Raw genomic sequence first — 26,026 nt, 5'->3', positions numbered from 1 at the left:
ATGTACTGCGTACGACGTGTTCGGCTCGACAGTATCGGCCACCGCTCCGCCCGCTTCGGGTCGCTCATCCTCGACCTCACCGGCGGCCCGAGCACCGTCGACGGAAGACCGCTCACCTCGCAATCGGTGGTGGACGCCATCCTCTGGCTGCGCAACGGCGGAGGGAAGTCGAGCCTGCTCGCCCTCCTCTTCAGCCTCCTGCTGCCCGCCAAGGTCGACTTCATCGGTCACGCGGACGACAAGTCCCTCGCCGACTACATCCCGGACGGCAAGGTCTCGCACGTGCTCGTGGAATGGGAAGATACGGAGCACCCGGAAGCGGGCGCGACGCTGGTCACCGGCGGCGTCTACCAGTGGCAGGACGGCCAGTGCCCGGCCGATCCGAGCGCAGGATGGGACCGCCTGATCCGGCGCTGGTACCTCTTCCGGCCGGCCGCTGGAATCCTCGACCTGGACTCGATCCCGATCCGGCACGACAACGGACAGCTCAGCCAGAGCAGCTTCCTGCGCGCGATCGAGGAGACCCACAAGGCGAACCGCCACGTACGGCTGGTGGTCGCGAAGGAGCAGTACCAGTGGGCCGAGCAACTGCAGCAGTACGGCCTCGATCCCCAAGTGTTCAAGATCCAGCGGGAGATGAACAAGGGGGAGGGCGGAATCACCGACCTCTTCCGCTTCACGACCTGCGAGGAGTTCATCGACTTCCTCATCGACATGGTCGTGAACCCGGCCGGACCAACCGCGGCACGCGGCGTACTCACCGAGCACGCCGACAAACTCGCCACCCGACCGGCCCGGGAGCTGGAGGCGCGCTTCCTCGGTGAGGCCACCCTGCGCCTTCGGCCGGTGCAAAGCTGCACCGCCGAACTCGTCGCAGCCCGGCATCAGCTCGAACAGCACGTCCAGGTCGCCGACAGAGCGTGCGAACACATCAGGACCCGGGCCGAACAACTCCGACAGCAAGGTCAGACCACCAGCACGGAGGCCGACCAGGCCCGGCACGATCATCGGGAAGCCAAGGCCAAGGCGGCAGAGGCGGGGCGCCGGGTGGCCGTGCTGGCTGCGGAGGAAGCGCGCTGGTGCGTCGAGGATGCGGCCCAAGCCCAAGCCATGAGCGCCGGGGCCGTCGCCGGTGCCGAACTGGAGAACGCAGCGTGGAAGGCCGTGGAACCGCTGCTCGAACTGAACGCCAGGAGCCACGAGCTGGAGGAGACCCGCGAGCTGCTGGCCCGCCGCGACCAGGAGCAGGCCCCTCTGCGCCAGGCGCTCGAACGGGCCGGCTTGGCCCTTCACGCCGGGCTCACAGCAGCTGTCGCGCAGGTCACCGCCGAACTCGGCGATGCCAAGTCGGCCCAGGCTAGCGCCAAAGCGGCGGCCAAGGACGCCCAGCAGGACCTCCTGGCAGCCCGGTCAGCGGAGACGCTGGCCGACAGCCGGCTCACGCAAGCCACTAAGCGGCTCGGACAGATCCACGAGCGCGTGCGGGCAGCGCGCACGGACGAAACCCTCCAGAGCGACGAGGAACCCGCCCACGCCCTGCAGAGGCTGCACGACCTGGACCGCGACACCACGGAGCAGCTACACCGCCACCAGGCCCAGGAGGAGCAGGGCCGCACCCGCACGGCAGAGATCGCATCCGAGCGCGCAGCCAACGCCACCGCCCTCGGAGAGATCCGCGAGCGCCACACGGCGGTCTGGGACCAGATCACCTCCCTGCAGAGCCAGCGCCGCGAACTCGAGAACGACCCCCGCCTGAAAGAGCTGGCGGGCACCGGTGACGAGACCCGGCTGGACCTGGACAGCGTCGGCACCGACCTCGTGGCACTGGTGATGGAGAAGTTCCACACCGCGGACACGACCCTCGCCCACGAGCGCGCGGCAGCCGCGCAGGACGAACGCGTACGCGACGCCGTCACCGAAACCGGGCACCTACCGGCCTCCTGGGACATCGAACAAGCTGTCAAGAGCCTGCAGGACCTGGGAGCACCCGCCATCACCGGCCTCCAGTTCCTTCGCGAGACGTTCCCCGCCCACCGACACGACGAGATCATCGAGACCATCCCGCACCTCGTCGGCGGCATCGTCCTCTGCGGCCCCGTACCCGGAGATGACCTGGCAGCGCTCGTACGGCGCGCCAACGTAGCCCCCACCTCCGTCGTCGCCGTCAGCGTCGACACCCAGGCACGACAACTCCTCGCCGACGCTCCAACCGGACCGAGCACCGTCCTCCCGATCCACCCCGGAACCCTCAACCCACAAGCAGCCGAAGACGAACTCCAGCGCGTCACCCGCCGACTCGACAGCCTGACCGACCGGCTGTGCTCCATCACGGAGCGCAGGGAAGCCGACCGACGCCTCGCACAACACCTCACCGACCACCTCGCCGAGTTCGGCCCGCTCCCGCGAGCCGCCCTCGAGACCACCTTCGACCGCCTCGACACACAGCTGACCGCCGTCCAGAACCGCGAACGCGACCTGGCCCGCGAGGACAAGGAGACCGAGTCGGCACTGCACCACACAGCCCAGCAGATCAAGCACTGCAACGGCGAATTGCTGCGACTGGCGACCCTGCTTCCGCAGGTACGCGTACTTGCCGCGGACACCGAGGCGATCCCCGGCCTGGAGACGGGGATCGAGGACGCCAACGAGGAGATCGCGAGACAACAGAGCGCCGGGCAGGAATGCCGGCGCCGCAACGAAGAAGCCCAGGAACACGCGAGTGCCTGCGCGGTCACCATCCAACGCTGCACCCAGAGCCTAGGCGCCTGGCGGAAGGAACTCGCCGCAATCCGAACCCACCTGCCCCAAGACGCGCTCCGCGAGGATGCCGCCCCGCCGTCCACCGGGAAGGGCACCACGGCAGCCATCGAGAAGATGCGCGACCGTTGGAACCAGGCCTGGCACGACTGGAAGGCCGGCATCAGCGACGACGGGCTGCAACGGCGCCTCGAAGCATGCGAAGCCGCCATCACCAAGCAGACCACGATGCTCGAGCACACCGGCACCGCAGCCCGCGAGCGCGCCGCGATCATTGCCACCGGAGCGGATGCCGCCGAGCCCCAGCGACGATCCCACTGCCTGGAACTCGCAGAGCAAGCACTGGTCAGCGCCCGCGACACCCAGTCCCAGGCCAACCTCCTTCACCAGCAGGCAACCGACCAGCTCAGCGCGGCCCAGCGAGCAGTTCAACGGTTTACCCCGCCGCCTGCCGCCATCACCTGCGGCAGCACGCTCGAGGCACAGCAGGCGCTCCGCGAAGCCCGCCAGACAGCCAAGCAGAACGAGGACCGCATCCACGAACGCGAGCTGGCAGCCGAGCGACTCCAGCGCGAAGCCGACGCCGCGCACAACAGAGCAGAGCAACTGCTCCAGGCAGCGCAGACGGTGACGGCGACCGCCGACCGCTACCGAGAGGAGGCAGCCCCCGACGGAGCCGACCGCACCTACCTCACCGCCGATGCCCTCCTGCACGACCAGCACCAGCTCACCGCACACACTGCCCGATCCCTGACCCCCGAGCAGGCACGCGACCTCCAGACCGCACTGGCCACGAACCTCGACGACGCCGGCCGCACCCGCGACCGCGCAACCCGCGCACTCGACCGCGCAACCCGCAGCGTCGAACTCCTATCCCAGCAGCCCGAGTACACCCAGGTCGTCGACGGGCGACTCCTCACCCGCCTCCAGCACGACCTCGCCGCCCCAGCACGACTGGCTCAACTCCTCAACGACATCCAAGACCGCGAACGCATGGTCAACGACCAGCTCGCCGAACTCGCCGAGGACCAACTCATGGTCGTCCAGACGTGCGTGACCCTCGTCAAGGCCGTGCTCGACGACCTCAAGGAGGTATCCCGGCACTCCCAGCTCCCGCACGGACTCGGACGCTGGTCCGGCCAACGATTCCTCGGCTTCGAGATCCGCCACGAACCCGCGGACGACGAACTCGCCCGCCGAATCTCCGCAGAGATCGACCGACTCATCTCAGCACTGCCCTCCGGCTCCACCGGCAAAGCCAGCGCCCTCCCGGAGGCCATCACCCTCACGAAGCGACTCGTCCTGGCAGCCCTCGGCGGACACGGAAACGTCCTCGCGAAAGTCATCAAGCCGACCCAAAACCTCGACACGGTCGAACGCGACTCCGTCACAGAGATCAGGAAATTCAGCGGCGGAGAACTCCTGACCGTCTCCGTCCTGCTCTACTGCACCCTCGCCAGAATGAGAGCAGCCCAGCGCGACCGGAAGGCGCCGGGCGGCGTCGGCACCCTCATCCTGGACAACCCCTTCGGCAAGGCCAACTACCTGCCGTTCATCGGCCTCCAGCGCCGCGTCGCCGAAGCCCACGGCATCCAACTCGTCTACACAACCGGCACCAACGACCTGCCGGCCCTCGGCCGCTTCCCCCTGATCATCCGACTGCGCAACGGAGTCGACGCCCGCACCCGAAACCGCTACGTCCAGATCGCAGACCGCTACGGCGACACCGTGACCCAAGGACTGACCCGAACCGACACCGACACCATGACATCAGCACGCCTGCTGCGCCGCACCCGCCCTGACCAGAACGGCCAACAGGGTGCAGCGGGAGAACCGGCGTGACACCAGCAGATCGCATGGCCGCACTCCTCGAACAGCAGACCCGCCAGCGCGTCGACTTCGACGCGCTGGCGGGCGCCGCCGATCAAGGGGACTCCAGCCTCCCCACATCGCCGCGCCGGCGCCAGATCCTGGCTGCCGCTGCCGACGAACTCGTCCAACGACGACTCGTATCCCTACCCGTGACACCCTCGGGGTGGGACTACAGCGCCGAACCGCGCCTTCCCCGATGGGTGCAGCGTGTCAACACGTCCCGAGCGAAGCGAGCCGGCCCGGGACCGAGAGCATGGGTGCCCGCCCTCGCGTTCGCGAACAACATCCGGCTCAGCAAAGCCGACACGGACCTCCTCGTGCCGATCAACAACCAGATCCGTGACGACCCGAACGCCGAAATCATCCCGCTCTGCGAACGTGCCTATCAGCTCTACCACGACGAGAAGCGCCTGGCGAAGATCGATAGGAACCACCTGGTGCGAGCGGGACTGCTCAGCATCACCGAACACCTCCGAGCCCGACCCGCGCCCGCCCCGCTGAGCATGTTCGAACTCGGACCCGCCCCGTGGATGCTCATCGTGGAGAACAGCGCCACCTTCACAAGCCTCCGGCAGCTCCTCCGTGCATGGCCCGACCGATCCCAAACCGGCTGGCTCGCACACGGATCCGGCGACCAGCTGGTCGCGTCACTTCCTACCGCCACCGAGTCGTTCGAAGAACGCGAGCACCCGGTGACCGACATCATGCTGTACGGCGACCTCGACATCGATGGCCTGCAGTGCGGTCAGCAGGCCAACACCAAAGCGGGAATGGTGGGCTTGCCCCCGGTGGTGCCGGCCTGTGCCTTATATCGAGCACTCCTAGAAATGCCCCCCAGGCAGCTCTCGCCGGTCGACCGGAGCGCGCTCAGGGCCGTCCTGCCCTGGCTGCCCACGCCCATCGCCTCCAGAGCAGGTGATCTCCTCGACGCCGGCTTCGTTCTCCGCCAGGAAGCGCTCCCTTTGCCGGAACTGCGAAGGCGGTTGGACCCGGCTAGACCGCTATTCGGTCAGCTGCGCGGACAGCTGTCAATGGGCTATGCGTCTTGACGACCGGCTCGGCGGCTGCCGGGATCTTGTACGTGAAGCAGCCCTGTTGGCGGGCGCCCAGCGGATGGGTGCCCGCCAACACGGGTGGTCAGCGGACGACGTAGAGGCGCCGGGCGGGAGCGGTCGGCTCGTGATCTGCCGGAGCGGCTCCGCGGTCTGCGCTGAGATGGGCGCTGAGCTTGTTGCCGGCCTCGATGAAGTCAGCGTGCGACGGGTGGAGGTACCGCTGGGTCGTCGTGATCTGTCCGTGTCCGGCGATTCGCTGGAGGACGTGCAGGCGTACTCCAGCGTCGGCGAGCCAGGTGAGGCCGGTGTGCCGCAGGCCGTGGCGGCGAAGCCAGGGGTACCCGATCCCAGTGACGACCTCGTCCCAGTGAGTGGCGTCACGGAGCACGGCGGTGCTGATACGGCCACCGCGAGGGCCGGTGAACAGCCGTGCCATCGGGTCGTGTCCGACGACGGTGAGGCGCCAGGTCACCATGTCGCGGATCTCTTCGATGATTGGGACGGTGCGCTTGCGCTTGCCCTTGGTGCCCTTGTCGGTTAGCCCTCCGGGGCCCGGTGTGGTCTGTCGCAGTAGTTCCCAGGTCCAGTCGAAGCGGTTGATGTCCCGGACCCGGACCCCGGAGACCTCACCGATGCGCGCACCGGTGCAGGCGGCGAAGCGGACGACGTCGCCCCAGAGCCGGTAGTTGCCGTGGGAGCGGGCGACGAGCGCCTCGGCAAGGGCGTCGAGGGTGTCCCAGTCGGGCAGGGCGAGGGCGCGTGGGTTGTCCAGCTCGTCCTCGTACTGCTTGTACAGGGACTGCCAGCCGGTCAGCCGGCAGGGGTTGAGGTCGATAAGGCCATCGCGGCGGGCCTGCTCCATGATCCGGACAAGGGGGGCAAGGGTGTTCTTGACGGAGGACTTGCCGACCTCGTCGGAGATCCAGGCGTTCAGGGCCCGGTCGGTGATCCCGTTGGTCATCGACACCACCGGGACGTGACCCATGGTGGGTACGACACGCAGCTTCCAGCCGGCGCGGTATGGGTCGAGGGTCTTCGGCTCCAGGCCGCGCATGGCTAGGTCCCAGTTCTCGTCCCCGTAGTCCGCCAACGTCACATTCGAGAGCGACGGGACTATTCCGCGGTTGGCCGCCTTGCGCAGACGGTCGATCCAGTCCTTCGCTTCGTCTTCGGAGGCAACGGAGTTGGACAAGGACTTTCGCCCGCTACCGTTGGGATCCCACCAGCGAACGCGCGCGCGGTATCGGAAGTCGGGACGGCGGTCCGCTCGGAACTCGATGTCGTCGGTCAGGTCGATCGCGATCGGGACGATCACGGGGGTGTCAGCCAAGCTACGCGGCCTCCGATTCTGCGGGGACTATTCGGTGGGACAGGAGCCATGCCTGCGTGTCGGGGATGGAGTAGACGACGGTTCGGTTGGCGAGGCGCACGAACGGCGGGCCTTGAGGGGGCTTGGCGTTGCGCCAGCGGCGAAGGGTCGACGGATCGACCTTCAGGAGCGGCGCGAGCTCCTCGGCGGTGTACCAGCCGCTGTGGAGCAGATCGACGGCGGAAGGGGAAGGGGCCTCGTCCCTGTGTTCCACGCTGTTTCCACCGACAGGCTGCAGGCCGCTCACGCCGCACGTCCTGGGATAAGGGCCGGGCGAGGGGCGAGGGCCGAAGGTGGTGCGAAAGGTCCGGGCATGTCGGGTGATCCTCGGGGCTGGCTGAAGAGATGCAATGGCTACTTGTCGGCCGATGCAGGTCTCGCTGAGTCGACGAAGTCGAGCGCGGAGGGCAGGGGTGCCGGGTGAAGACCGTCGGCCCGCATCTGGTCTCGAACGGCCTTAAGCCGCGTGCAGTCCTCGTGGGCCATGCGGTCGAGTTCGTCTGCCTGGCGGGCCAACTGCTCGTAGCGGGCTGAGCCGAGGGCCTGACGGGCCTGAAGGCGGCGGTTGTGGGCTTCGCGGGTGGAGATCAGCGCGGTGCGGACGTCGACGTCGTGTTCGCGGAAGACGGCGAGCACGGCACGGGCCGAGCCGGGCGGTGATGCTTCGCCCAGATGGTCCTCGCCGGTGATCCACGCTGCTGCCTCCCAGACGGGGGTGGTCACGTTGGGCAGAAGGTCGATGTCGGCCTGGTCAGCCAGCGGAACGAGCAGCGCCACGAGCGGCAGATCGAGGGCGTGTGCGAGAACGATTGCCTCCTCGAGCTTGAGCGAGTCCCGCTGCCCCTTCTCGATCTTGGTGATGGTGTTCGCGGCGATGGGCACACCCCTTGCGTCGCATGCTGACGACAGGTCAGCCGTCGTCATGCCGAGTTGGCCCCGCCGCGTCTTGACCATCTGGGCGATCCGCGCCGTCAGCGCCGCCGGCCACTGGTCCTTGGAATCTGTCACAAGGGCAGAATACATGAGCCATCTTCTGCGTTCATGGCAGATGTGATAGATGTTTCTCGCACAGAGAACATCGCTTGGGAGGGAACGTGCCGTGAACGCAGTTCGGACTGCCCGGCCGGGAAAGTGGTCGCCGGAAGCTCTCGCTGCCCTCCCGCCGGCGATCCCGCTGTCGGTGGCCAACGAGCTGCTCTCACTCGGCAGGACGGTGGGGTACCGCATGGCCCGCGAGGGTCGCTACCCGGTGACTGTCGTGGAGGTGGGCGGTAGCTACCGCGTGATCACCGCGGACCTCCTCCACTTCCTGCGCCCGCGAACCTGCCGAAGCGCGGCGTAAGACACCGAGCCGCCGGGCATCGTGGCAGCGGCGGAATGATCACGCCAACGCCCGCGGTGCTGCCTGCTCCGGGGCGTACGTCGCCACCGCGCGGGCGGGACGAAGAAAGGAACCGCATGTCAGACCACGAGCAGGTCGCATCGTCGGAGGACCGCCTGCCAGCGATGCTCGCGGCCAGGTGGGTGCTGAACGGCAGGACACCGCGCCAACACCAGGAACGGTACGCGGCCTTCCTCGACGTGATCGACGAGGAGTGCACGGCCGCAGCGATCACCATCAGCCTCGACACCCGCTACTTCGCCAACCAGCACCTGCTCCCCGCCTGGCTCGAAGACGTCGCCTCCGGCTACGAACCCACGGCGGCAACCGCTTGCCTGCTCCGCCGGGAACTGGAGCACGTCGGCGACCGCCAGTCCGAGCGCGCACAAAGGCTTGAGGACGCACTGGACCGAACCGGCCGCGCGTGGTCGCACATGCTCCAGGGCATCGTGCTGGCTAATCCCGGCGACATCGTCGCGATCTTCCACGAAGACCGACTGAAGCTCGGCCACGAGCTACGCACCCTCATCCACGCGGAACTCCCGTGCGCACGACTGCCGACAGACGAAGGCGACTTGCTGGTCGGGCGCGTCCCGGCCGTTCTCGGACTGTTCCTGACAGAACGCGAGCGCGGCCTGAACGGACTGATCCTGGACCGGGAGCACGCCCACATGTTCGACACCGCCACTTGCGTCCTGTTCCTGCGCAACGTGGTCACGTTGAGGGGGTGGCCGGAGCTGGCCCCGTACGTCGAGGCCGACCTCAGCAACCCTGCATCGGTGGCGGACACAGGCGACGAGCCGGACTGGCCGCACATCGGGCTCGGCACCGGCTTCCAGGACCTCGGTCTGACCCGATCCGACCTGCTGCCCGCCCTGCAGGCGGCAATGAACGGGCGAGAGGTCCCCGTGGCTGGACGCGCCGCCCGCGGCCGGAGGGCGTAGAACCTGGAGGGCGCCGACCCGTCGGGCCGCCGGCGACGCTGACCCTCCTGAGCGTCTGCGCTGTGCGGGATAGCGGGTACCCCGTTGCCGCCGGCGCCTTGGACTGCCGTGTAAAGCTGGCTGCGGGGCGGCAGCGGCCGGCCCTGTGTCGACGTCGCGCAGGCGGGACATGTCCACGGACGCCCGCCTCCTGGCCGGCCCGCGTCGAGGCTCCGGTTGCACTGGCCCGCGCGAGGTTCCTGAGGCCGGGCCGCCCACAACCCGCCAACGTCGCTGTCGGGAGCTACCAGCGGCTGCGTGCTGTGCCCGGTGCCGACCCGCAGGTCGGTCGGCGGTTTGCGAAGCGTGGGGTGTGGCCGAATCCGGTGCTGCGGTCGTCCTGTCTTTCGCCTACGTTCGAAGACTGCTCGTTGGGCGTCGGACCGTTCGCGCGGCTGAGGTCGGTCTCCCGCTGGGCAGGGAAGGGAGGTGACCCCATGGACGAGGATGACCTGCTGCTGGCGGTCGAGCAGCTCTCCGGAGCGCACGACCGGTACGAGGCGGAGCGCTCTGACGTCACCAGCTCCGGCAACAGTGCTGGCGACGACGGCGAGAACCGTGACCTGAACCTTCCCCGAGGCTAGGAGACCGTATGGAGCACCGGCTCGTCGCAGGCATCGAGAAGGCGTTGGGCTGGGACGGGCCGGGCGCCATCGGGCGCGCGTTCGCCCGCGGGCAGCTCCCCGAGCCGGACCTCGCCGCCCGGCTGATGACGCCGCACCGCCTCCTGGACCAGGTGATGCGAAGGCACCTGGCCAACCCGCAGCTGCGCTGCTACGCCGCAGGCGAGGAACTTCACCCCTCGGAGTACCTCACCGAGGTGGTCAACCGGCGCCGCCAGGCGGTCAAGCAGGCCGACATGGCTTCCCTCGGCAGGATCCTGTCCGCCGGTGGCTCGCTGGTCCTCGACAGCGTCGACACCTTCGACCCCACCCTGGAGGTGGCCTGCCGGGCGCTGGGGTGGTGGTCGGGCGAACTGGTCTCGGTCAACGCCTACCTGGGTGTGGGCGACACCGCCGGCTTCGGCCTCCACTGGGACGATCATGATGTCGTCTGCGTCCAGGTCTCCGGCCAGAAGGCGTGGGAGGTCCGCGGCCCGTCGAGGGCGGTGCCGATGTACCGCGACGCCGAACGCAACCTCACCCCCGCCGAGGACGTCCTGTGGGCCGGGGTGATGAACCCCGGGGACGTGATTCACATCCCCCGCGGCTACTGGCACACCGCCACCCGCGTCGGCTCCGGCGACGACGGGCACACCCTCCACGTCACCTTCGGCCTGACCCGCCGCACCCCGGTCAGCTGGATCGCCGCCCTCGCCGACACCGCACGCGCCGACCAGCTCATGCGCACCGACCTTGAAACCGCCGACGGCGTGCCCGCGAACGACCTGCTCGTCGCCCGCCTGGCCGAACTCGCCCGCGACCACGACCCCACCACCTACCTCGCGGCGACCCGCGCGAACACCCCGCCGGCCCGCTACCTTCCGCACATCCCCGCCCTCGGCCCGCTGGAAGCCGTCGCCGCCGTCACCGAGTTCGCACCCGAGATCACCGACACTGCCGACGGCGTCCTGGTCGTCGCCGGCGGCAAGCGCCTCACCTTCCGGCCCCGTGCCGCCCGGCCCCTGCGAGCCCTGCTGTCCGGACATCCGGTCCACCTCGCCCACGGCGGACCCGACCTGGCCGCGCTCGCCGATCACCTCGTGAAGGAGGGCCTGTGCGCCCCGCTGAACGGCGACTCGCCCTCGGGCTATACCGGGCTGGTCCCCGCCGTCACCTACTCGCCGCAGCCCTCGACCTCGGCGTAACCGCCCTCGACACCGCCGCCAACTACCAGCACCACCAGGCCCACCGGGTGCTCGCCGACGAGGCCGGCCCCCTGCTTCACCGCTTCGACCTGACCACCAAGATCGGATACTTCCCCGACGGCCACGACCTCGACCCCGCACGCCTGCGCACCGCCGCCGACCGGGCCGACCGCGACCTGGGCCGCCCTCCGGACACCCTGCTCCTGCACAACCCCGAGCACGACCCCGCAGGATTCGCCCGCGCCGCCGAGGAACTCGCCCGCCTGCGCGAGGAGGGCCGCATACGCCACTGGGGTGTCTCCACCTGGAACCCCGCCCCGCTCCTCGCCCACCTCGACGGCGTACCCCGGCCGGACGTCCTGATGACCCGCGCCGGACTCACTGTCCCCGCCCACGTCCTGGACGCCGGAGACCGGCTCGCCGAACAACTGGGTCCCAGACGCCGCTGGGGCATGGCGCCCTTCGGTGGCAACCCCGCCGACCCCCTCTGGCAGCAGCTCGACACCAGGCCCTTCCTCGCCGGGCGGCGCACGGCGCCAGCCCTGCAGGCGGCACTGGCCATCGCCTACGGCACACCCACCGTCGCCCGGATCGCCGCAGGCACCTGCGACCCCGCGCACCTCGCCGAATTCGCCACCGCCACCCGCGACATCGAGACCGACGCCGACACCCTCGCCCGCTACCGGACACTGCTGCGCGAAGCCGCTACGGTGCGAGGACACCGCGAGGCAGGAGGGGACAACGCCCGTGCAGCAGAACCTGGATGACCTGTCGACCGTCGACCTGAAGGAGGTCCTGGACACCACGGAGAGCCGCCTGGGCTGCACTGTCCAGCGGAAGGCCGGCCACTACTCGGCCCACAACGGCTCCGCCGGGTTCCCCACCGCAGCGGGCACCTGGGTCCGGCTGGCCTGGCGACGGCCAGACCGGCTGAACGGCCAACGCTGGACCGGCTTCGAAGCCGCCGCCGCCCTCACCGGCGTTCCCCGGCCCGAATGGTTCGCCGCAGCTTCCTGGACCGACACCCGGCACGGCGTGGTCTGGCGCGCGGACGAGATGACGCACATCCCGGCCCGGTCCATCTCCCACCGCGCCGACCTCAGCAGTGACCCGCACCTGCCCGAGCGGTGGTGGATCGACCTGCGCGCCGCCCTCGACGCGCTCGGCGCTCACACCACCGACCGCCTGTGCATGCCCCAGGCCCACCTCACCGCGCGCATCCGCGAGATCTACGGCGACACCGTCGACACCACCGTCACCGACTGGGCCTGCGCCCACGGAGACCTCGGCTGGGCCAACCTGTGCGGCCCCGACCTCGCCGTCCTCGACTGGGAGGACTGGGGCAACGCCCCCGTCGGCCTCGACGCAGCCTGCCTCTGGGCAGCCTCCCTCCCGCAACCCGCCATCGCCGAGAAGGTCCTGGACCACTTCGCCGACATCCTGCAGACCCGGTCCGGACGGCTGTCCCGCCTCCTGCTGTGCGCCAACACCGCCCGCGCCCACAACCGAACCGGCACCCGGGGGCCGCACACCGACACCATGGCCCGAACCGCCGACCAACTCCTGGCCGAACTCACCTGAGCGAGCCGTCCGGCTCCCCGCCAGCAGGCGGGCAAGACTGCCTTCTCGCCGGTGGGCGGGCGGCGGTGGCGGTCGGCCACTCATGCCCCGACGTAGGCGCGCAGGTCCTCCGAGGCGTCCCAGCCGTAGGTGGAGAACCCCCGCCCGCCGCCGGCGAGGTAGGCGGTGAGGGCGGCGTGCGAGGTGGGGAACATCGGGGTGGGCAGGTTCTCGGCGTCCACCCAGAGGACGGCGAGGTGCTTGTCCGGCTCGGCGTTCGTCAACTCGCCCTGCCAGGAAGTCGCGACGAACACGGAGAGCAGGAACGGGCCCTTGCCGTCCCAGCCGGCCTTGACCTGGATGGTGTGGACGAGCCGCAGGTCCTCGGGATCCACGACCAGCCCGCTCTCCTCGCGCAGCTCGCGGGCGGCGGCCCGGTCGAGGCGCTCGCCTTCCTCGGCCTTGCCGCCTGGGACGGTCCAGGCGGGCACCGTGGACCAGGAGCCGTTGGCGTAGTGCACGCCGGCGATCGTGCCGGCCTTCTGGTCGTGGACGATGACGCACACGGCCTGACGCAGGGACTGCATGGATGCTCCAAGAAGTGGGGGGAGAAAGGGGGTTAGAGGGCAGTGCCCGGCGTGCGCAGCAGGTCCAGGACCGTGCGGGCGTAGCCGAGGACCTCCTCGTCCCGGTGATGATCCAGGGACCAGCGCAGCGCGGCCGGGCAGTCGATCGCGGCCCACGCCCGGCACGCCGCCAGCTCCCGCGCGGTGAGTTCACGCCCGTAGCCGGCGGTGAACGCCGCTCGCAGGTCGGCCCGGCGCGGGGTGAGCTGGAGCATGACCCGCATGAGGTCCCGGCGCGCCGGTTCTTCGGCCTGGCTGCGCTCGAAGTCGATCAGCCCGAGCGTCAGCCGGGCGCCGTCGCGGCGCACGATCCAGTTCCGCGGGCCGAAGTCGCCGTGACAGTAGGCGAGGGGGGTGCTCGGGGGTTCGGTGCGGGTGGCCTGCGCCAGGACCTCGACGTCCTCCTGGGTGAGTTGGGCGTCGCGGGCGCGGGCGAGCGCCCGTTCGCGCTCCTCGGCCCAGGGAAGCCGGTCGACGACGGGGGCGGTGGCCGTTGGATGGGGGTGGATGAGGGCCGCGAGCTGTCCGGCCTGTCGGTACACCTCCTGCTCCTCGGCTGCGGTGAGGGCGGCCTTGATGACCGGGGTGCCGGCCAGCGCGGTGGTGATGACGAGCAGCGGCCGGGCGTCCTCGGCGAGCAGGTCCGGTGCTCGGCCGGCACCGAGGGCCGGCGCGAGGATCCGGTAGGCGGTGGTCTCCCGCCGGTGCATGAGCGCGTTCTTGTGGCGCTTGGCGAACAGGCGGCGTCCGCCTTCGTCGGCGACCTCCCAGACGACCGGGTGGCCCGCACGGGCGAACGATCGCACGCCCACCAGCTCGTACCGCCCCGCGGTCGCGCGCAGCAGCCGGTCGACGTCCTCGGGGACGACTGCGGCGCTCACGCTGCCCACCCCATGGTGGACAGGCAATGGCCGCGGCCGATCTCGGCGAGCGCGTGAACGGTGTAGGGCACCGTGGTGCCCGGGAGCCCGTCCAGCGGCCACCAGCGAAGCGCGTGGCACTTGTGCGGCTCGGCGTTGCGGACCAGGCCGTCGTAGCGGGTGGGTCGGAAGAACAGCTGGAGGCGGCTGCGGCCGTCGTCGGCGTCGAGGTGGTGCAGGGTGTGGACGAGTTCCAGGTCGGCTTCGGCGATGCGGATGCCGAGCTCCTCCTCGGCCTCGCGCGCCATCGAGCCGGTGACCCGTTCGCCGGGCGCCATGTGGCCGGACGGAAGGTGCCACATGCCGTTCGCGTAGGCGGTGTTGCGGCGCCGCCCGAGGAGCACGGTGCCGTCGACGACGAGGACCAGGTGGACGCCGACGACCAGGGTCAGCGGATCGCTCCCGAAGGTGTGGGACCCGGTGGTGGGCGGCCGGTGGGTGTCGCCGAGCCGCAGGTCGCTCTCGTCGCCGTCCCAGACGGGGTTGTCCATGAAGACCTCCAGACACGGTGGTGTTCGAGCACGCCATGCCGCTCATCCGCCTCCCGGTCAGGGAAGTGCGCGGTCAGGGAGTCGAGTTGAGAGGATGCGTGGGAGTGGAGGTCACCGATGATGGTGCTGTTCGATTTCGCTGTTCAAGCGGAGTGCCTCCGGGCGAGCCCTGGTCGAACGGGGACGTTTCGAGCACCCCCTGGGCGTGGGCCAACGCCTCCTCCAGGACGCCGCTCAGGGCGTTGGGCAGGGTGCCCGAGCTCAGCGCGCAGGCGGCGAGCGCCCGTTCGAGAGGCTCCCGCTGGGCCGGGGCGAGGTGCTGCTGGACGCCCTCGTGGCCGAGGAGGTCCCGTAGCGCGTAGCCGTCGCCGGTTTCACCCGTTCGGCTGGTCAGCTGGGCGAGGAGGTTTCGGGTACCGGGGGTGTCCAAGCTGGCCGCGTCGAGTGCGGTCAGCGCCAGGCGGATGGTGAACACGGCCAGGCCCTCGTCGGGCTCGAAGGCGAGGCAGTGCTCGATCGCGGTCTCGGCGGCCCGGTCGTCGCCGGGGCGGCACAGCGCGGTGAGGACGGCGGTGACGGAGTCCTCCCAGCTGCTGCCCGGCTCGGTGGATTCCAGCAGGGTGCGGGCGGCCGGCAGGTCGCCGTTGGTGGCGGCGGCGAGGACGGCGGTCTGGCGGCCGTCGAACATGCGCTGGCCGATGCCGCGGTGCTCCTCGATGTGGCGCAGGGCCTCGTCCCAGCGGCCGGCGGAGGTGAGGGCGCGGGTGCCGTCGGCGAGGACGACGCGCCACAGCCATGCCCGGACCTCGCCGCGCTGCTCGTCGGTCTCGGTGAGCCGGGCGGGCACCAGGATGCCGTCGACGGCCGTTTCGGTGCTGGTGCTGACCGCGCGGTAGAGGTCGAGGAGGAGCTGGTGGCCCTGCTGGTGGTGGTCCGCGCGGATTCGGAGCCGGGCGAGGTTGACCAGGGGTTCCAGGCTGCGGATGGCGCTCATCGCGGGGAGCGGGCCGCGGGTGAGGTAGAGGGTGGCGTGGCGGTGGCACAGTTCGCGCGCGTAGTCGGGCAGGCCGAGGTCGGAGGCGAGGAGGGCGGCTTGGTTGAAGACGGTGGATGCCTCGCCCGGGTTGCTCTGCTGGGAGGCCGTGTCGGCCAGCTGCCGGAGCCGGCCGACACGGGCTTCGAGGGGCAGGCACACGGGCCGGGGCCGGGCGACCAGCGGGAAGCGCTGGGCTATGGGTCCGGTCGGGTGCACGCGGCTACTCCCAGATGACGGTGATGGGGTGGTTGGGGCGGTCGAGGACGAAGCGGCCGGCGGCCGGATCGGGGGTGGCGGCGGTGTCCGGGAGTTCGAAGCGCAGGGTGCGGTCGCGGAAGCCGGTGTTCCAGGTGCGGAGCTGCTCGGAGACGAGGTCGGCGAGGGCGGCGCCGTCGGGGCCGTGGCCGACGACGCCGGTCTCGTACACCTTGAGGCCGTCGCTGCCGGGCTCGGCGGCGCGCAGGGTGAGGTAGGCGAGGGAGCCGTCCTGGACGGTGGCCATGGCACCCCAGGGGAGCATGGGGGTGACGCCGCGGTCCTGGGCGGTCTTGGCCACGCTCATCCGCATGATCGAGTGCGGGAGGGTGAGAGCCAGCCAGAGGTCGTGGTACTCGTAGGTGGTGCCGGCCGGGACGGTCACACCAGTCCAGCGCTCGTGGCGCTCGGTGTCGAGGACTCCGAGCAGTGTGGCTGCGTCGACCGCGTCGCTCTGGTCCTTGTGGACCTGAAGGGTGACGTCGCCCTGGCTGGTGAGGGCCACGGTGCGCCGCTCGTCGTCCATGCTGCCGCGCAGCGGCATGAAGACCGCGAGCCGGTCGTTGACCGATGCCCAGCCGTCCTCGGCGCGCTCGAAGGCGATGACCCGGCTGGCGGTTCCGCGCAGGCGCAGCGGCAGGACGATCCGGCCGCCCGGCTTGACCTGCTGGAGCCAGGGGGTGGGCATTTCGCTGGTGCTCACGGTGGCGATGACCCGGTCGTACGGGCCGGTCTCGGGGTGGCCGAGGGCGCCGTCGCCCAGGACGACGTCGACGTTGGTGACCCCGGCGTCGGCGAGGTGCTTGCGGGCGCCGTCGACGAGGTCCTCGTCCACGTCCACGGCGACCACGTGCCCGTTCGGGCCGACGATGTGGCCCATGTAGGCGGCGTTGACGCCGGTGCCGGCGCCGGCCTCGAAGACGGTCTCGCCGGGCTGGGCGGCGAGCTGCTCCAGCATCATGGCGACGATGGTGGGCTGGGAGGCGGCGCTGATCTGCGTGCCCGAGCCGTCGGTCTTGGTGTAGGTCGGGTTGTCGGCGTAGGCGACATCGAGGGGGAATCCAGGCAGGAAGTGCTCGCGGGGGACGGTGCGGAAGGCGTGCTCGACCGGGCCGCTGGTGATCTGCCGGCCGGTGAGCAGGCGCTCGGTGAGGGCGTCGCGCAGCTGGTCGGCGGTCGGGGTGTTGGTGCTGTCGCTGAGAGTCACGTGGGCGACCTTAGTGGGTGAGAGGACGGGTTGCTGCGAGGGCACGGGGCCCTCGCCGGAGTGGAAGACGGCGGCCACCGCCCTTGCGGCGGCGGAGGATTGATGGCCGACGGGTACGCCCGCGCGGTTGGCGTGGAAGATCGTCAGGTGGGCGAGGACGGCGCGCGGTCCGCGGGTAAGGCGGCCATCGCGGGCGAGGCGGGAGAGGTCTTGCCCGGCCTTCTCGAAGGCGTCGACCCAATCGGCGTGTCCGGCCAGCGGTTCACCGGGGCGGGTGAGGTGGCGGGTGTCGACGGTCATCAGCCGGCGCATCGCGGCGGTCAGGGTGGCCGCCCGCTCGGGTGCGAGGGCGGGCGGCTCGGGCCGCAGGTCGGCGACCCTGCTCCAGATGTCGCCCCGCTCGTACCAGTCGCGGCCGGCGGCGCGGAGCATGGCGGATACGAGGACGACGAAGGTCTCGGTCCGCCCAAGGGCGGGCGGGTCGGGGCGGGCGGCACGGTCCAGCAGGTGCACGCTGTCGGTGTGGAAGAGGCGATGGGCGATCTCCATGCCCTCCTCGCCGCCGAACGCCGCGGTCTCCGGCTCGTAGATCACCGTGGCCCAGCCGGTGAGGAGGCCAGTCTCGGTGAGGTTGTCCAGGAGCGCGGTGATGACGGGGACGGGGCTCTCGGCGCGGTAGCGCAGCCGCAGCCCTTCCTTGCGCATGAACCACCAGGCGTCCAGGTCGCCGAGCCTGTGGGCGAAGTCGAGGGCGGGCGCGAGGTGGTGGGCGGCGGTGTGCTCGACGGCGGCGGGGTCGTCGAAGGTGAGGTCGTGCTGGATCCAGGCGGTCATCGGTCGTCCTTGGTCAGGCGGTCAGGAGGCAGGCGTCCCAGCGGGTCACCGGGGCGGTGCCGCTGGCGGGGCCGAGCAGCGCGAGGGCCGTGCCGACGGCGCCTTCGAGGAAGGCGGGCCCGGTCGCGGTGAGGAGCCGTCGGGCCTGGGCGTCGGGGTCGGTGCGCGGCGGGTGGGAGGTGTTCAGGAGGAGGTCGGCGGCCGAGCGCAGCCGGGCCGCGTTGCGCACGGTGGCGTCGGTGGCGGCGCGGTGGGCGATATGGGCGAGCCCGGCGTAGCCGTGGCAGAGCGAGAGGTCGGTGGTCGCGGCCAGCGAGAGCGGATCGTTGAGGGCGGCGGCCATGGCGTCCTCGGCGTCCTGGCGCAGGCGCGTGTCGCCGAGGGCGAGGGCGGCGAGCTGCTGGGCGCGGGCGATTCCGGCGGTGCCGTAGCACCAGCTCGGCCGCTGCGGGGCCAGCGGCCTTCGGACGGTGCCGGCCAGGTGTCCGGGGGTGATCCAGTACGGCCAGGTGTGGCGGTCGCGCCAGCGCTGCAGCCAGGCCAGGATCGTGTCGATCGCTGTCCGCTGGCCGTCCACCTCCACTCCGCGGCGCAGGGCCAGGGCGAGGAGGGCGAGTGGGCCGGCGATCCCGTGCGCGAGGCCGTTGTTGGCGTGCCCGCCGGGGAAGTGGTCGTCCGGTTTGCCGGACGGTCCGCTGAGGGTCCACCAGCCTGGCAGCACCTGGCCATCGTGCTTGACGTCGTCGGTCAGGCGCGCCAGGCAGGCCAGGACGGCGCGGATCGCCTCGCCGTCCGGCGCCCGGTCCAGTAGCACGGAGCCGAGGCCGGCCAGGCCCCGGATGGTGTCGAACTCCGCGAGGGCGGGGAGTTCGCTAGCCCCGATCCGGGCGAGCGCCGCCTCGCAGCGGCGCTGCGCGTCGGCCGCGACCGCTTGGCCGAGGTGGTCGAGGGCCCGCTGGTAGGAGCCGGGCCGGGCCTGGGCGGCGCAGCCGAGAACGTGGGCCAGGGCGGGGGCACCGTAGTAGGGGTGGCTGTCCTGCCCGCTGGTGACCTGGTTGTTGGCCGCGACGGCGAGCCAGGCGCGTGCCGGTTCCCATGGTCCCCGGCCGGCGGCGGCGCGCTCGATGTGGAGCAGCGCGATGCCGGGGGCGCCGGTGGCCAGGGACTGGCGCCACTGGGGGCGCGAAGTCCACTGCTCCGGCGCCTTGTTGGGGTCGGCGAGCAGGTCGGCGATCCGGTTGGACAGTTGGAGGGCGGGGTGCTCGGTCACAGGCCACCGTCGCGGGAGAGGCGGGCGAAGGCGGCGGCGCGGGCCAGGTAGAGGACCTTGGCCTCGTCGTCGAAGTCGATGCGGTGGGCGCGGGCGTAGGAGCAGTGGAGCAGCGAGCCGAGGACGTCGTCCGGGGCGATGCCGGGGGTGAACAGGTGGGGGAAGAACGACCGGTAGGCGTCGAGGGCCTGGTGGCGGTCGGCCCAGGCGTCCACGATCGCGGCGCCGCCGGGCTGTTCGCGCAGTGCCGCGAAGTCGCCTGCGGGGTCGGCCAGTCGGACGGCCTCGCGGAAGAGGGGCCGGGCGATGGCGGCGGGGGGCATGGCGAGGACGTTGCGGATGAGCCAGTGGAGCCCGGCGGAGGGTGAGCCGGTGAAGCCGGAGGCGATGGCGATGGCGTGGGCGGTCAGCAGCGCGAGGCGCTCGGGCCGGTCGGGCAGGGACAGCTGGGCGAGGACGGCGGCGGAGTCGGTGCGGAAGACGTGCTCGGCGGCGGCCCACGCCGGGCCGGTGCCCCAACGGCCGTACTCCGGGTACGAGGTGGGGTACACGACCTCGGACAGCAGCCCGGCCCGGTGGAGTTCGGCTGTCCAGGCGCTGATCACGGCGGCGGCCGGGCCGAACGCTTCGGGGCCGGGCAGCGCGATGCGCAGCCGCAGGTGCTGGCGGGGGTCACGGAACCGCACGAACCACCAAGCAGGTTGGCCGAGGCGTTCCAGGAGGTCGGGCAGGTGCCGGGTGAGGACCGTGTCCTGGCGGTCGATGTCGCCGTACAGCGAGGCGAGCAGGACCCGCGAGGCGCCCGGGGCGTCGCCGTGGGCGTGTCGGAGGACCCGCGCGGGGGCGGGCTTCGGCAGACGGGGCCAGGCCGGGGACCGGGTGGCGGTGACCGGGATGGCGATCTCGTGCGCCCGGCCGCCCGCCCAGCCCAGGTCGGCCGGGGCCGGCGTCTCCATCAGGACGGCGTGCGGCGCGCGGGCAAGGTGGGAGCGCAGCAGCACGCGGTGGCCGCGGTGATCCAGGTCGAGCGGCAGGCCCTGGCTGTCGGCGGCCAGCAGCACCCGCCGCGGTGCCCGGAGCCTTCCCAACAGGTCGAGCAGGGCCTTCTCCCACTGCTCCCACGGCGCCCGAGCGGGCGGGAGCTCGGCGGCGGCAAGCCGCCAAGTGGCAGGAGAGAGGATGACGCGGCCGTGCCGAAGCCGGGGCCGGAACGGCAGGGCATGGAGCGCGCCCCAGGAGAAGGCGGTGACCTGCGCGCTCTGAGAGCGGGAGAGCTCGGTGATCAGCCGGGCCATCGGCGCGGTGTGGGTGCGTAGGTTAAGGGCGTGGGTGGCGGACGGCTCGATCCGGCGGCTGTGCTGGGGGTCGGCCAGGTACATCCGGCGCCCGTCGCAGCCCACCGCCAGGTCCTCCAGTCGCAGGACGCCCTCGCTGCTCGGGTGGTGCTCGGCGAGGCTGACAACGAGCTGCCCGGTCGCCATGCTGCGGGCCACGTGCCCGGTCGCCGCATCCAGCGGCGGGCAGGACAGCTGCGCGCTGACCGCCTTGTCGTCCATGGCTGGCAGACTCGTCAGCACCTCGGCGAAGGCGTCCTGGTGCTGGGGGTCGAGGAGGTGGAGAAAGCGGCCGGTGGAGACCCCGGCGGCCCGGGCCACGGAGACGACCTCCAGCCAGAACTCGCCCCGGTCCAGGGCCTGCCGACTGGCGGCGTGGACGGCGGCGACGATCTCCAGGTGCGGGGGCAGGCGCGGCCCCTCGGCGGGGCCGAGGTCGAGCGCGTCCAGCAGCCGGTCGTCCAGGACAACCTCGCGCTGGCCATCGAGGGCGGCCCGCTGGGCGACCGCGGCCAGGACCTCGTCGCGTTCGCCGAACCGTGCGGGCTCGGCCGGCCGGGCACCGGGATAGCCGTCGGGCCAGCCGATCCCCGCGTCCGAGACCATGTCCAACAGCGGCACCAGCGCGCCCCGGCCGTACCGCTCGTAGAACGCCTGGTGGTAGGAGCGCCAGGCCGCCGACCCGTATGGCAGCGGGCTGAGCCGGGCGAGCAGACCGGCCGCCCTCGCGGCCTCCTCGGCCACCGCCTGGGGCAGCACGAGATCGGCGTCCAGGCGCAAGTCCACGGCCAGCACCGGCCGATCCGCTGAACCGGACCGACCCGAAGCGGTCATCACCTGGATGATCTCCGCACGGGCTGCGCGGCTGGGCGCCTGCGCGTGGGCACCGATCACGCGGTCGGCGGCGCGCAGTTCGGCGAGCAGCACGGCGGCCTCCGGGACCTCGTCGGCGCCGGACTGCTCCAGGTCGGCCAGCAGGCGGCCGAGCGGGTCCGGCTCTGTGGCCGGAGCGTGGAGGCTCGTGATCAGCGCACCGTGGGCGACCAGGTCGGCCAGCAGGCCGTCGATCCGCGCGCGGGGCGTGCTCGGGTACTCGTCATAAAGACGCAGAGCCAGAATCGAAAACGGGATTGGCCGTCGGGCTGCGGCGAGGGTGAGCGCGACCGAATTGGTGAGGCGCAGGCTCACCTCCACTGCGCCCGTTCCGCCCCGGGGGCGCTCCAGCGGCTGGTGCGGGACCACCACGCGGTCGCCGCGCACCAGGACGTTGCTGTTCGCCACCACCATCAGCCGCTCAAGCAGCGCCGGCATGCGCTCCAGCTGCTCGATCAACGGAGCGAGCCAACCGGCGGAGGCCCGCACAACGATGCGGTGATCGGCGCCCCAGCGCACGTCGGCACCGGGCCCGAAGGTCGCAGCCTGGACGCCGGCGAAGTGCCCGAAAGGGGTCGGCCGCCCCGCCGCGCGCATCAGGTAGCGGGCGGTGGACAGGGCAGCGCGCCGCACTTCGCGCGGCGCCGGCTGCTCACTGGAGACCAGCTGTGCGACCTGGCGGGCCAGGGCCGGGCTCGCGAGGGTGAGTGCCTCGGCGGTGTCATCGTCGGCCCACACCTCGCGCAGCCAGCCGACCTGCGCGGCGGCCGGTGCGGGGCCGGTGACGGTGAGGTCCGGCCAGGTTGGGACGGGTAGATCGGGACGGGCGACAGCGCGCACGAGCGCCACGTCGGCGGCGCGGTAATCAGCTGGCCGGGCGGAGCGGCGCATCTGGGGGACCTCGGTGGTAGTCGGGATGTTGGCCGGGCGGTGGTGCCGCCGGACGGGAGTTCGTCCGGCGGCACCACCGGGTCGATCAGTGGAAGCCGGTGGTGCAGGCGCCGCAGGTGCTGCCGCAGCCGTCGTCGGTGAGCACCTCCAGGCTGGCGGCGTCGGTCCGCTCGACGAGCGTCACGTCGAGGTCGAACTCGTCGACCGCCACCGGGGCGGCCGGCGTCGCGGCCGTGATCTGACGGGCCATGGGTTCCTCCTGTGCTTTTCCCTTGCGGGACCTGGCGTCGGGGTGCGGAACTGCACCCCGTATCACCAGGAATCTGTGAGGCGACCACGCCTCCCGTGGCTGGCACGTCCACGGGAGGCGACCGGTCGGCCGTGCGCGCGGGGCGTCACGGCCGGTCGCGGTGACCGGGTACGGCGTAACCGGGGCGTCCGGCTCTGCCGGGCATGGCTCCGGTTCGCTGGATTGCCGACGAGCGGCCAGGCGGGTCTACTGGTCGTGCGCGTTGTGGGCGGGGACCGGGTGGTGGCGGGCCAGCCAGAGTTCCGGCTTGAGCAGCTCCGGCAGGAGGGGCAGGGAACCCTCGTCGGTGAACAGGCCGTGGACCAGCGAGCGGCCTCCGGCGTCCATAACGGCGCTGACGAACTTCTCGCCCCGGTCGTAGATGGCGCGGACCATGCTCAGCGGCGGGACGGCGCCGAGCCAGTCCGTGGCCCGGTAGCGCAGCGTGGGCGCTGCCTCGCCGGGCAGTCGGCGCCGGGCCCGTACCCCACACAGCTCGGCGGCCAGGTCGCGGTGAACAAACTGCGCATGTCCCTCGAACAGTGGCGCGATCACTGGCAACGACTTCGTCGGTTGACCGGTCAGCTTGGCCTTGATCCGCAGGCGGGGGCCGGCGGTGAGCATGTCGGGCCACAGCTCCAGCTGGGCAAGGTGGGTCAGTTCGTGCCCCATCACCACGGTCTGCTGGCGCGTTGAGGTCCTCGCGGCCCGGTGCGCGGCTGGCACGACGACGAGTTCCGGGCCGGTCGGCCCGTAGAGGATTTTGCCGAGCTGGAGGGGCCACGTGATCCGCTCGAACATCCGAAACCTGGAGCCGGCGGTGGCGGCCAGCTTCCCGGCCAGGTCGAACGCCTCCTCGGTGTCGAGGCGTTCGGCCGCCATGCCGTAGACCAGCCCCAGGTGCACCACCGAGAGCGCCTGGCTCGCCGCGACATCGAGCAGGCGCACCGTCACGTGCGAGGGCAACGGCATGCCGGAGATCCGCTCGACCATCGGCGCGGCCGTGCAGAGGGCGTCGTTCAGGCTGCCGGCGAGTTGGTCACCGTCAGCGCCGGCACCGTTGAGGATTTCGAAGGTAGTCATGATCTTTCTGGCGTGAGCAGGAGCACGGAAGCTTGGCGGAGCATGCGGGGATCGGCGGTGCGCGGGGCCGACGTTCGTCGGTCACTGGTTCGTCTGTGTGGAGAGCCGGGCGCGGAGGCGCTCCATGTCTCGGAAGCTGGCCTGCGCGGCGTACTGCTCGAGGCTGGCCGTGTACCAGGTGAGCGCCGCTTCCTGCGCCCCGGAACGCTCGGCGTCCTGACCGAGGAGCTCGATGGTGTGGGCGAGCCAGTGGGCGTGGCCGAGATCCTCGAATATCTGTCGGGCCTCGGTGAGGGCGGTGACGGCGAGGTCGTGCCGTCCGGCCAGGGAGTGGGCCTCGCCGAGGAAGGCCAGGGCCCGTCCCTCGTTCAGTGGGTCGGGCGGCTTGAGCAGGGTCAGACTCGCGTGGGCCCCCGAGAGCAGGGCCACCCCGTTGTCGGGTTTGCCCTGGCGGGCGGCGGCCGAGCCGAGCAGGATGTCCGCCAGTGCGCCGCCGCGGAGGTCCTCGAGGTCGTGGTAGATGCGGGCGGCCTCGCTGAGGTGGGTCACCGCATCGGCATACCGCTCGCCGGCCCACAGGCAGGCGCCGATGCCCATCGTGCACTGGGCGATACCCCTGCGGTCCTCGTCGGCGTTCGCGAGGTCGAGGGCTTCCTGGTAGCGCTGGCCGGCCTCGGCCAGCTGGCCGGTGCCTTTCAGGGCGAGCGCCAAGGTGGTGGTCATCTCACGGATCGCCATGCGCTCGCCCCAGATCAGGGCGGAGCGCAGGCCCTGCTTGTGGGCGACGACGCTCAGGTCTAGCCGGCGCAGCCGATGGAACAGGGGCCAGAGGTCGTGGACCAGGGTGGCGAGCGCCTGGTGCTCGCCCAGTTCGCGCGCGGCGTCGAGGGTGGGCTGGACGGCAGGCGCGATGCTCTCCAGCCAGGCCAGGGCGCTGCGGTCGGAGTCGAAGCGGATCGGCTCGCTGGGCAGATGGCGGTACTGCCGGGGCAGAACACGGTGGTGCGGGGTGAGCTGCTGGACAGTGGAGTGCGCGGTGGCGATCAGGACGTCCAGGTAGCGCTGGACGACCATGGTCCGGGTCTCGGTCGAGTCGGTGCCGACAGCGGCAGCGCGGAACTGGTCGCGCAGGGCGGCCCGGAGCCGGTAGACCTCGCCGCGTCCGGCGACCAGGCCGGTGCGTTCCAGCAGGTACCGGGCGGTGAGGTCCTGGAGCAGCTGAGCGGTTTGGACGACCGGGGTCGCTGTTGCGGCAGCGGCCGTGAGCACGTCGAAGTCGGGTGCCGGAAGCAGGGCCAGGAGCCGCAGCATCCGGGCCTCGGGCTCGGGAAGCGATCCGTAGACGACGCCGGTTGTCATGGTGACGGCCTCCGCGGTTGTGGGTGGGGCCAGCACTGGGTGCTCGCTGAGAGGCCGGGCCGGGTCGAGGACGGCCTCCCCGGCCGCGAGACCGACCGCGAGTGGGATGCCGCCGCAGGCCAGGACCAACGCGGCGGCGGCCTGCGGCTCGGCGTGGATCCGCTGTTCGCCGACGATCCGGCCGAGCAGCAGCAGGGCGTGCTCGGGCGCGAGCGCCTCCAGACGGTGGAGGTGTGCACCGGCGGCGACGAGGGCCGGCAGCGGGGCCGCGCTGGTGACGACGACCGCGCACTGTGGGCTCGCGGGCACCAACGGAAGGACCTGCTCGGCCGCGTTGGTGTCCTCCAGCACCACCAGCAGCCGCCGGGTGGCGCTCACCGACCGCCACAGGGCCAGCAGTTCCTCGGTGTGCCACGGCAACGCCTCGCCTTCGCCGAGGCCGAGCGCTCGGAGTAAGCCCCGGGTCACCTCGGCGACCGGGGCCGGGCGACCGGCGGCGCGCATCCGGGCGACCAGCTGGCCGTCCGGGAACCGGCCGGCTGCCTGGTGGCCCCAACGGGCAGCGAGTGTGCGCTTCCCGATTCCGTCCGGGCCGCTGATCACCGCGACCGGCGCGGTGGTCGGTGGCGGGTAGGCCAGTGCCGTGTCCAGGAAGGCGAGCGCCTCCCTGCGGTCGGTGAAGACGCGCGGCACAGCGGGGAGTTGCCGGGGGACGGGCCAGGCCCGCCGCTCGGGATGAAAGTGGATGGTCTGGATATCGCGTGCCTGCACGGA

At 71.5% G+C, this 26,026-nt stretch carries 20 protein-coding genes; 7 read left to right on the top strand and 13 right to left on the bottom strand.

What is annotated here, in order from left to right; all coding sequences use genetic code 11:
- Positions 1-4,599, top strand: coding sequence for a hypothetical protein (locus tag ACIQOW_RS18885; protein ID WP_401086183.1), 4,599 nt, complete (start codon positions 1-3; stop codon positions 4,597-4,599).
- Positions 4,600-4,613: 14 nt separating this feature from the next.
- Positions 4,614-5,678 (top strand): hypothetical protein, encoded by a 1,065-nt coding sequence (locus ACIQOW_RS18880; protein ID WP_401086180.1) that lies wholly within the window; start codon positions 4,614-4,616, stop codon positions 5,676-5,678.
- A gap of 88 nt (positions 5,679-5,766) precedes the next feature.
- Here ACIQOW_RS18880 and xerC read toward each other — a convergent pair whose 3' ends face one another.
- From xerC to ACIQOW_RS18865, 3 genes are all read right to left on the bottom strand, one after another.
- Positions 5,767-6,999 (bottom strand): tyrosine recombinase XerC, encoded by a 1,233-nt coding sequence (gene xerC / locus ACIQOW_RS18875; RefSeq protein WP_401086177.1) that lies wholly within the window; start codon positions 6,997-6,999, stop codon positions 5,767-5,769.
- Positions 7,000-7,015: 16 nt separating this feature from the next.
- On the bottom strand, positions 7,016-7,300 hold the full coding sequence (locus tag ACIQOW_RS18870; protein ID WP_401086174.1) for a helix-turn-helix transcriptional regulator: 285 nt from the start codon (positions 7,298-7,300) through the stop codon (positions 7,016-7,018).
- 107 nt (positions 7,301-7,407) lie between these two features.
- Complete coding sequence (locus ACIQOW_RS18865) at positions 7,408-8,061, bottom strand: XRE family transcriptional regulator (protein WP_401086171.1); 654 nt, start codon at positions 8,059-8,061, stop codon at positions 7,408-7,410.
- Positions 8,062-8,511: 450 nt separating this feature from the next.
- Here ACIQOW_RS18865 and ACIQOW_RS18860 point away from each other — a divergent pair, with 450 nt between their 5' ends.
- The 5 genes from ACIQOW_RS18860 (at position 8,512) to ACIQOW_RS18840 (ending at position 12,805) form a co-directional block, all read left to right on the top strand.
- On the top strand, positions 8,512-9,378 hold the full coding sequence (locus ACIQOW_RS18860) for a hypothetical protein (protein ID WP_401086168.1): 867 nt from the start codon (positions 8,512-8,514) through the stop codon (positions 9,376-9,378).
- 476 nt (positions 9,379-9,854) lie between these two features.
- Entirely contained in the window at positions 9,855-10,001 is a 147-nt protein-coding gene (locus ACIQOW_RS18855; protein WP_401001740.1) for a hypothetical protein, read from the top strand.
- 8 nt (positions 10,002-10,009) lie between these two features.
- Entirely contained in the window at positions 10,010-11,224 is a 1,215-nt protein-coding gene (locus ACIQOW_RS18850; RefSeq protein ID WP_401086165.1) for a JmjC domain-containing protein, read from the top strand.
- On the top strand, positions 11,134-11,991 hold the full coding sequence (locus ACIQOW_RS18845; RefSeq protein WP_401086162.1) for an aldo/keto reductase: 858 nt from the start codon (positions 11,134-11,136) through the stop codon (positions 11,989-11,991). The genes ACIQOW_RS18850 and ACIQOW_RS18845 overlap by 91 nt, the downstream gene beginning before the upstream one ends.
- Positions 11,972-12,805, top strand: coding sequence for an aminoglycoside phosphotransferase (locus ACIQOW_RS18840; protein WP_401086160.1), 834 nt, complete (start codon positions 11,972-11,974; stop codon positions 12,803-12,805). Before ACIQOW_RS18845 ends, ACIQOW_RS18840 begins: the two co-directional genes overlap by 20 nt.
- 80 nt (positions 12,806-12,885) lie before the next feature.
- Here the strand turns inward: ACIQOW_RS18840 and ACIQOW_RS18835 are convergent, their stop codons facing one another.
- The 10 genes from ACIQOW_RS18835 to ACIQOW_RS18790 all read right to left on the bottom strand — a co-directional run bounded on the left by ACIQOW_RS18835 (position 12,886) and on the right by ACIQOW_RS18790 (position 26,023).
- A complete protein-coding gene (locus ACIQOW_RS18835; RefSeq protein ID WP_401086157.1) occupies positions 12,886-13,371 on the bottom strand; it encodes an NUDIX domain-containing protein in 486 nt (161 codons plus the stop codon).
- A 32-nt stretch (positions 13,372-13,403) separates the two neighbouring features.
- Positions 13,404-14,291 carry an aminoglycoside phosphotransferase family protein gene (locus ACIQOW_RS18830; RefSeq protein ID WP_401086154.1) on the bottom strand — a complete coding sequence of 296 codons (888 nt, stop codon included), beginning with the start codon at positions 14,289-14,291 and terminating at the stop codon, positions 13,404-13,406.
- Positions 14,288-14,821 (bottom strand): NUDIX domain-containing protein, encoded by a 534-nt coding sequence (locus tag ACIQOW_RS18825; protein WP_401086151.1) that lies wholly within the window; start codon positions 14,819-14,821, stop codon positions 14,288-14,290. Before ACIQOW_RS18825 ends, ACIQOW_RS18830 begins: the two co-directional genes overlap by 4 nt.
- Before the next feature lie 73 nt (positions 14,822-14,894).
- A complete protein-coding gene (locus ACIQOW_RS18820) occupies positions 14,895-16,073 on the bottom strand; it encodes a hypothetical protein (RefSeq protein ID WP_401086148.1) in 1,179 nt (392 codons plus the stop codon).
- A 4-nt stretch (positions 16,074-16,077) separates the two neighbouring features.
- On the bottom strand, positions 16,078-18,153 hold the full coding sequence (gene fxlM, locus ACIQOW_RS18815) for a methyltransferase, FxLD system (RefSeq protein ID WP_401086145.1): 2,076 nt from the start codon (positions 18,151-18,153) through the stop codon (positions 16,078-16,080).
- A 13-nt stretch (positions 18,154-18,166) separates the two neighbouring features.
- On the bottom strand, positions 18,167-19,423 hold the full coding sequence (locus ACIQOW_RS18810) for a lanthionine synthetase C family protein (protein WP_401086142.1): 1,257 nt from the start codon (positions 19,421-19,423) through the stop codon (positions 18,167-18,169).
- Positions 19,420-22,479 carry a lantibiotic dehydratase gene (locus tag ACIQOW_RS18805; RefSeq protein WP_401086140.1) on the bottom strand — a complete coding sequence of 1,020 codons (3,060 nt, stop codon included), beginning with the start codon at positions 22,477-22,479 and terminating at the stop codon, positions 19,420-19,422. The genes ACIQOW_RS18810 and ACIQOW_RS18805 overlap by 4 nt, the downstream gene beginning before the upstream one ends.
- Before the next feature lie 127 nt (positions 22,480-22,606).
- A complete protein-coding gene (locus ACIQOW_RS18800) occupies positions 22,607-22,771 on the bottom strand; it encodes an FxLD family lanthipeptide (RefSeq protein ID WP_401086136.1) in 165 nt (54 codons plus the stop codon).
- 246 nt (positions 22,772-23,017) lie between these two features.
- A complete protein-coding gene (locus ACIQOW_RS18795) occupies positions 23,018-23,893 on the bottom strand; it encodes a hypothetical protein (RefSeq protein WP_401086133.1) in 876 nt (291 codons plus the stop codon).
- 81 nt (positions 23,894-23,974) lie between these two features.
- The gene (locus tag ACIQOW_RS18790; RefSeq protein WP_401086130.1) at positions 23,975-26,023 is read right to left on the bottom strand and encodes a tetratricopeptide repeat protein; all 2,049 of its coding nucleotides are present in this window, start codon (positions 26,021-26,023) and stop codon (positions 23,975-23,977) included.
- Between the last annotated feature and the right edge of the window lie 3 nt (positions 26,024-26,026).

The sequence above is a fragment of the Kitasatospora sp. NPDC091335 genome, assembly GCF_044757205.1.
Classification (GTDB): Bacteria; Actinomycetota; Actinomycetes; order Streptomycetales; family Streptomycetaceae; genus Kitasatospora.
Note: the sequence above shows the minus strand (reverse complement) of the source record. Positions and strands in the feature narration are given on the sequence as shown.

Coding starts and splice junctions, on each gene's coding strand:
- ACIQOW_RS18860 (WP_401086168.1), top strand. CDS start 8,512: ATGTCAGACCACGAGCAGGTCGCATCGTCGGAGGACCGCCTGCCAGCG.
- fxlM (WP_401086145.1), bottom strand. CDS start 18,153: ATGACCGCCTGGATCCAGCACGACCTCACCTTCGACGACCCCGCCGCC.
- ACIQOW_RS18880 (WP_401086180.1), top strand. CDS start 4,614: ATGGCCGCACTCCTCGAACAGCAGACCCGCCAGCGCGTCGACTTCGAC.
- ACIQOW_RS18835 (WP_401086157.1), bottom strand. CDS start 13,371: ATGCAGTCCCTGCGTCAGGCCGTGTGCGTCATCGTCCACGACCAGAAG.
- ACIQOW_RS18885 (WP_401086183.1), top strand. CDS start 1: ATGTACTGCGTACGACGTGTTCGGCTCGACAGTATCGGCCACCGCTCC.
- ACIQOW_RS18855 (WP_401001740.1), top strand. CDS start 9,855: ATGGACGAGGATGACCTGCTGCTGGCGGTCGAGCAGCTCTCCGGAGCG.
- ACIQOW_RS18825 (WP_401086151.1), bottom strand. CDS start 14,821: ATGGACAACCCCGTCTGGGACGGCGACGAGAGCGACCTGCGGCTCGGC.
- ACIQOW_RS18795 (WP_401086133.1), bottom strand. CDS start 23,893: ATGACTACCTTCGAAATCCTCAACGGTGCCGGCGCTGACGGTGACCAA.
- ACIQOW_RS18800 (WP_401086136.1), bottom strand. CDS start 22,771: ATGGCCCGTCAGATCACGGCCGCGACGCCGGCCGCCCCGGTGGCGGTC.
- ACIQOW_RS18850 (WP_401086165.1), top strand. CDS start 10,010: ATGGAGCACCGGCTCGTCGCAGGCATCGAGAAGGCGTTGGGCTGGGAC.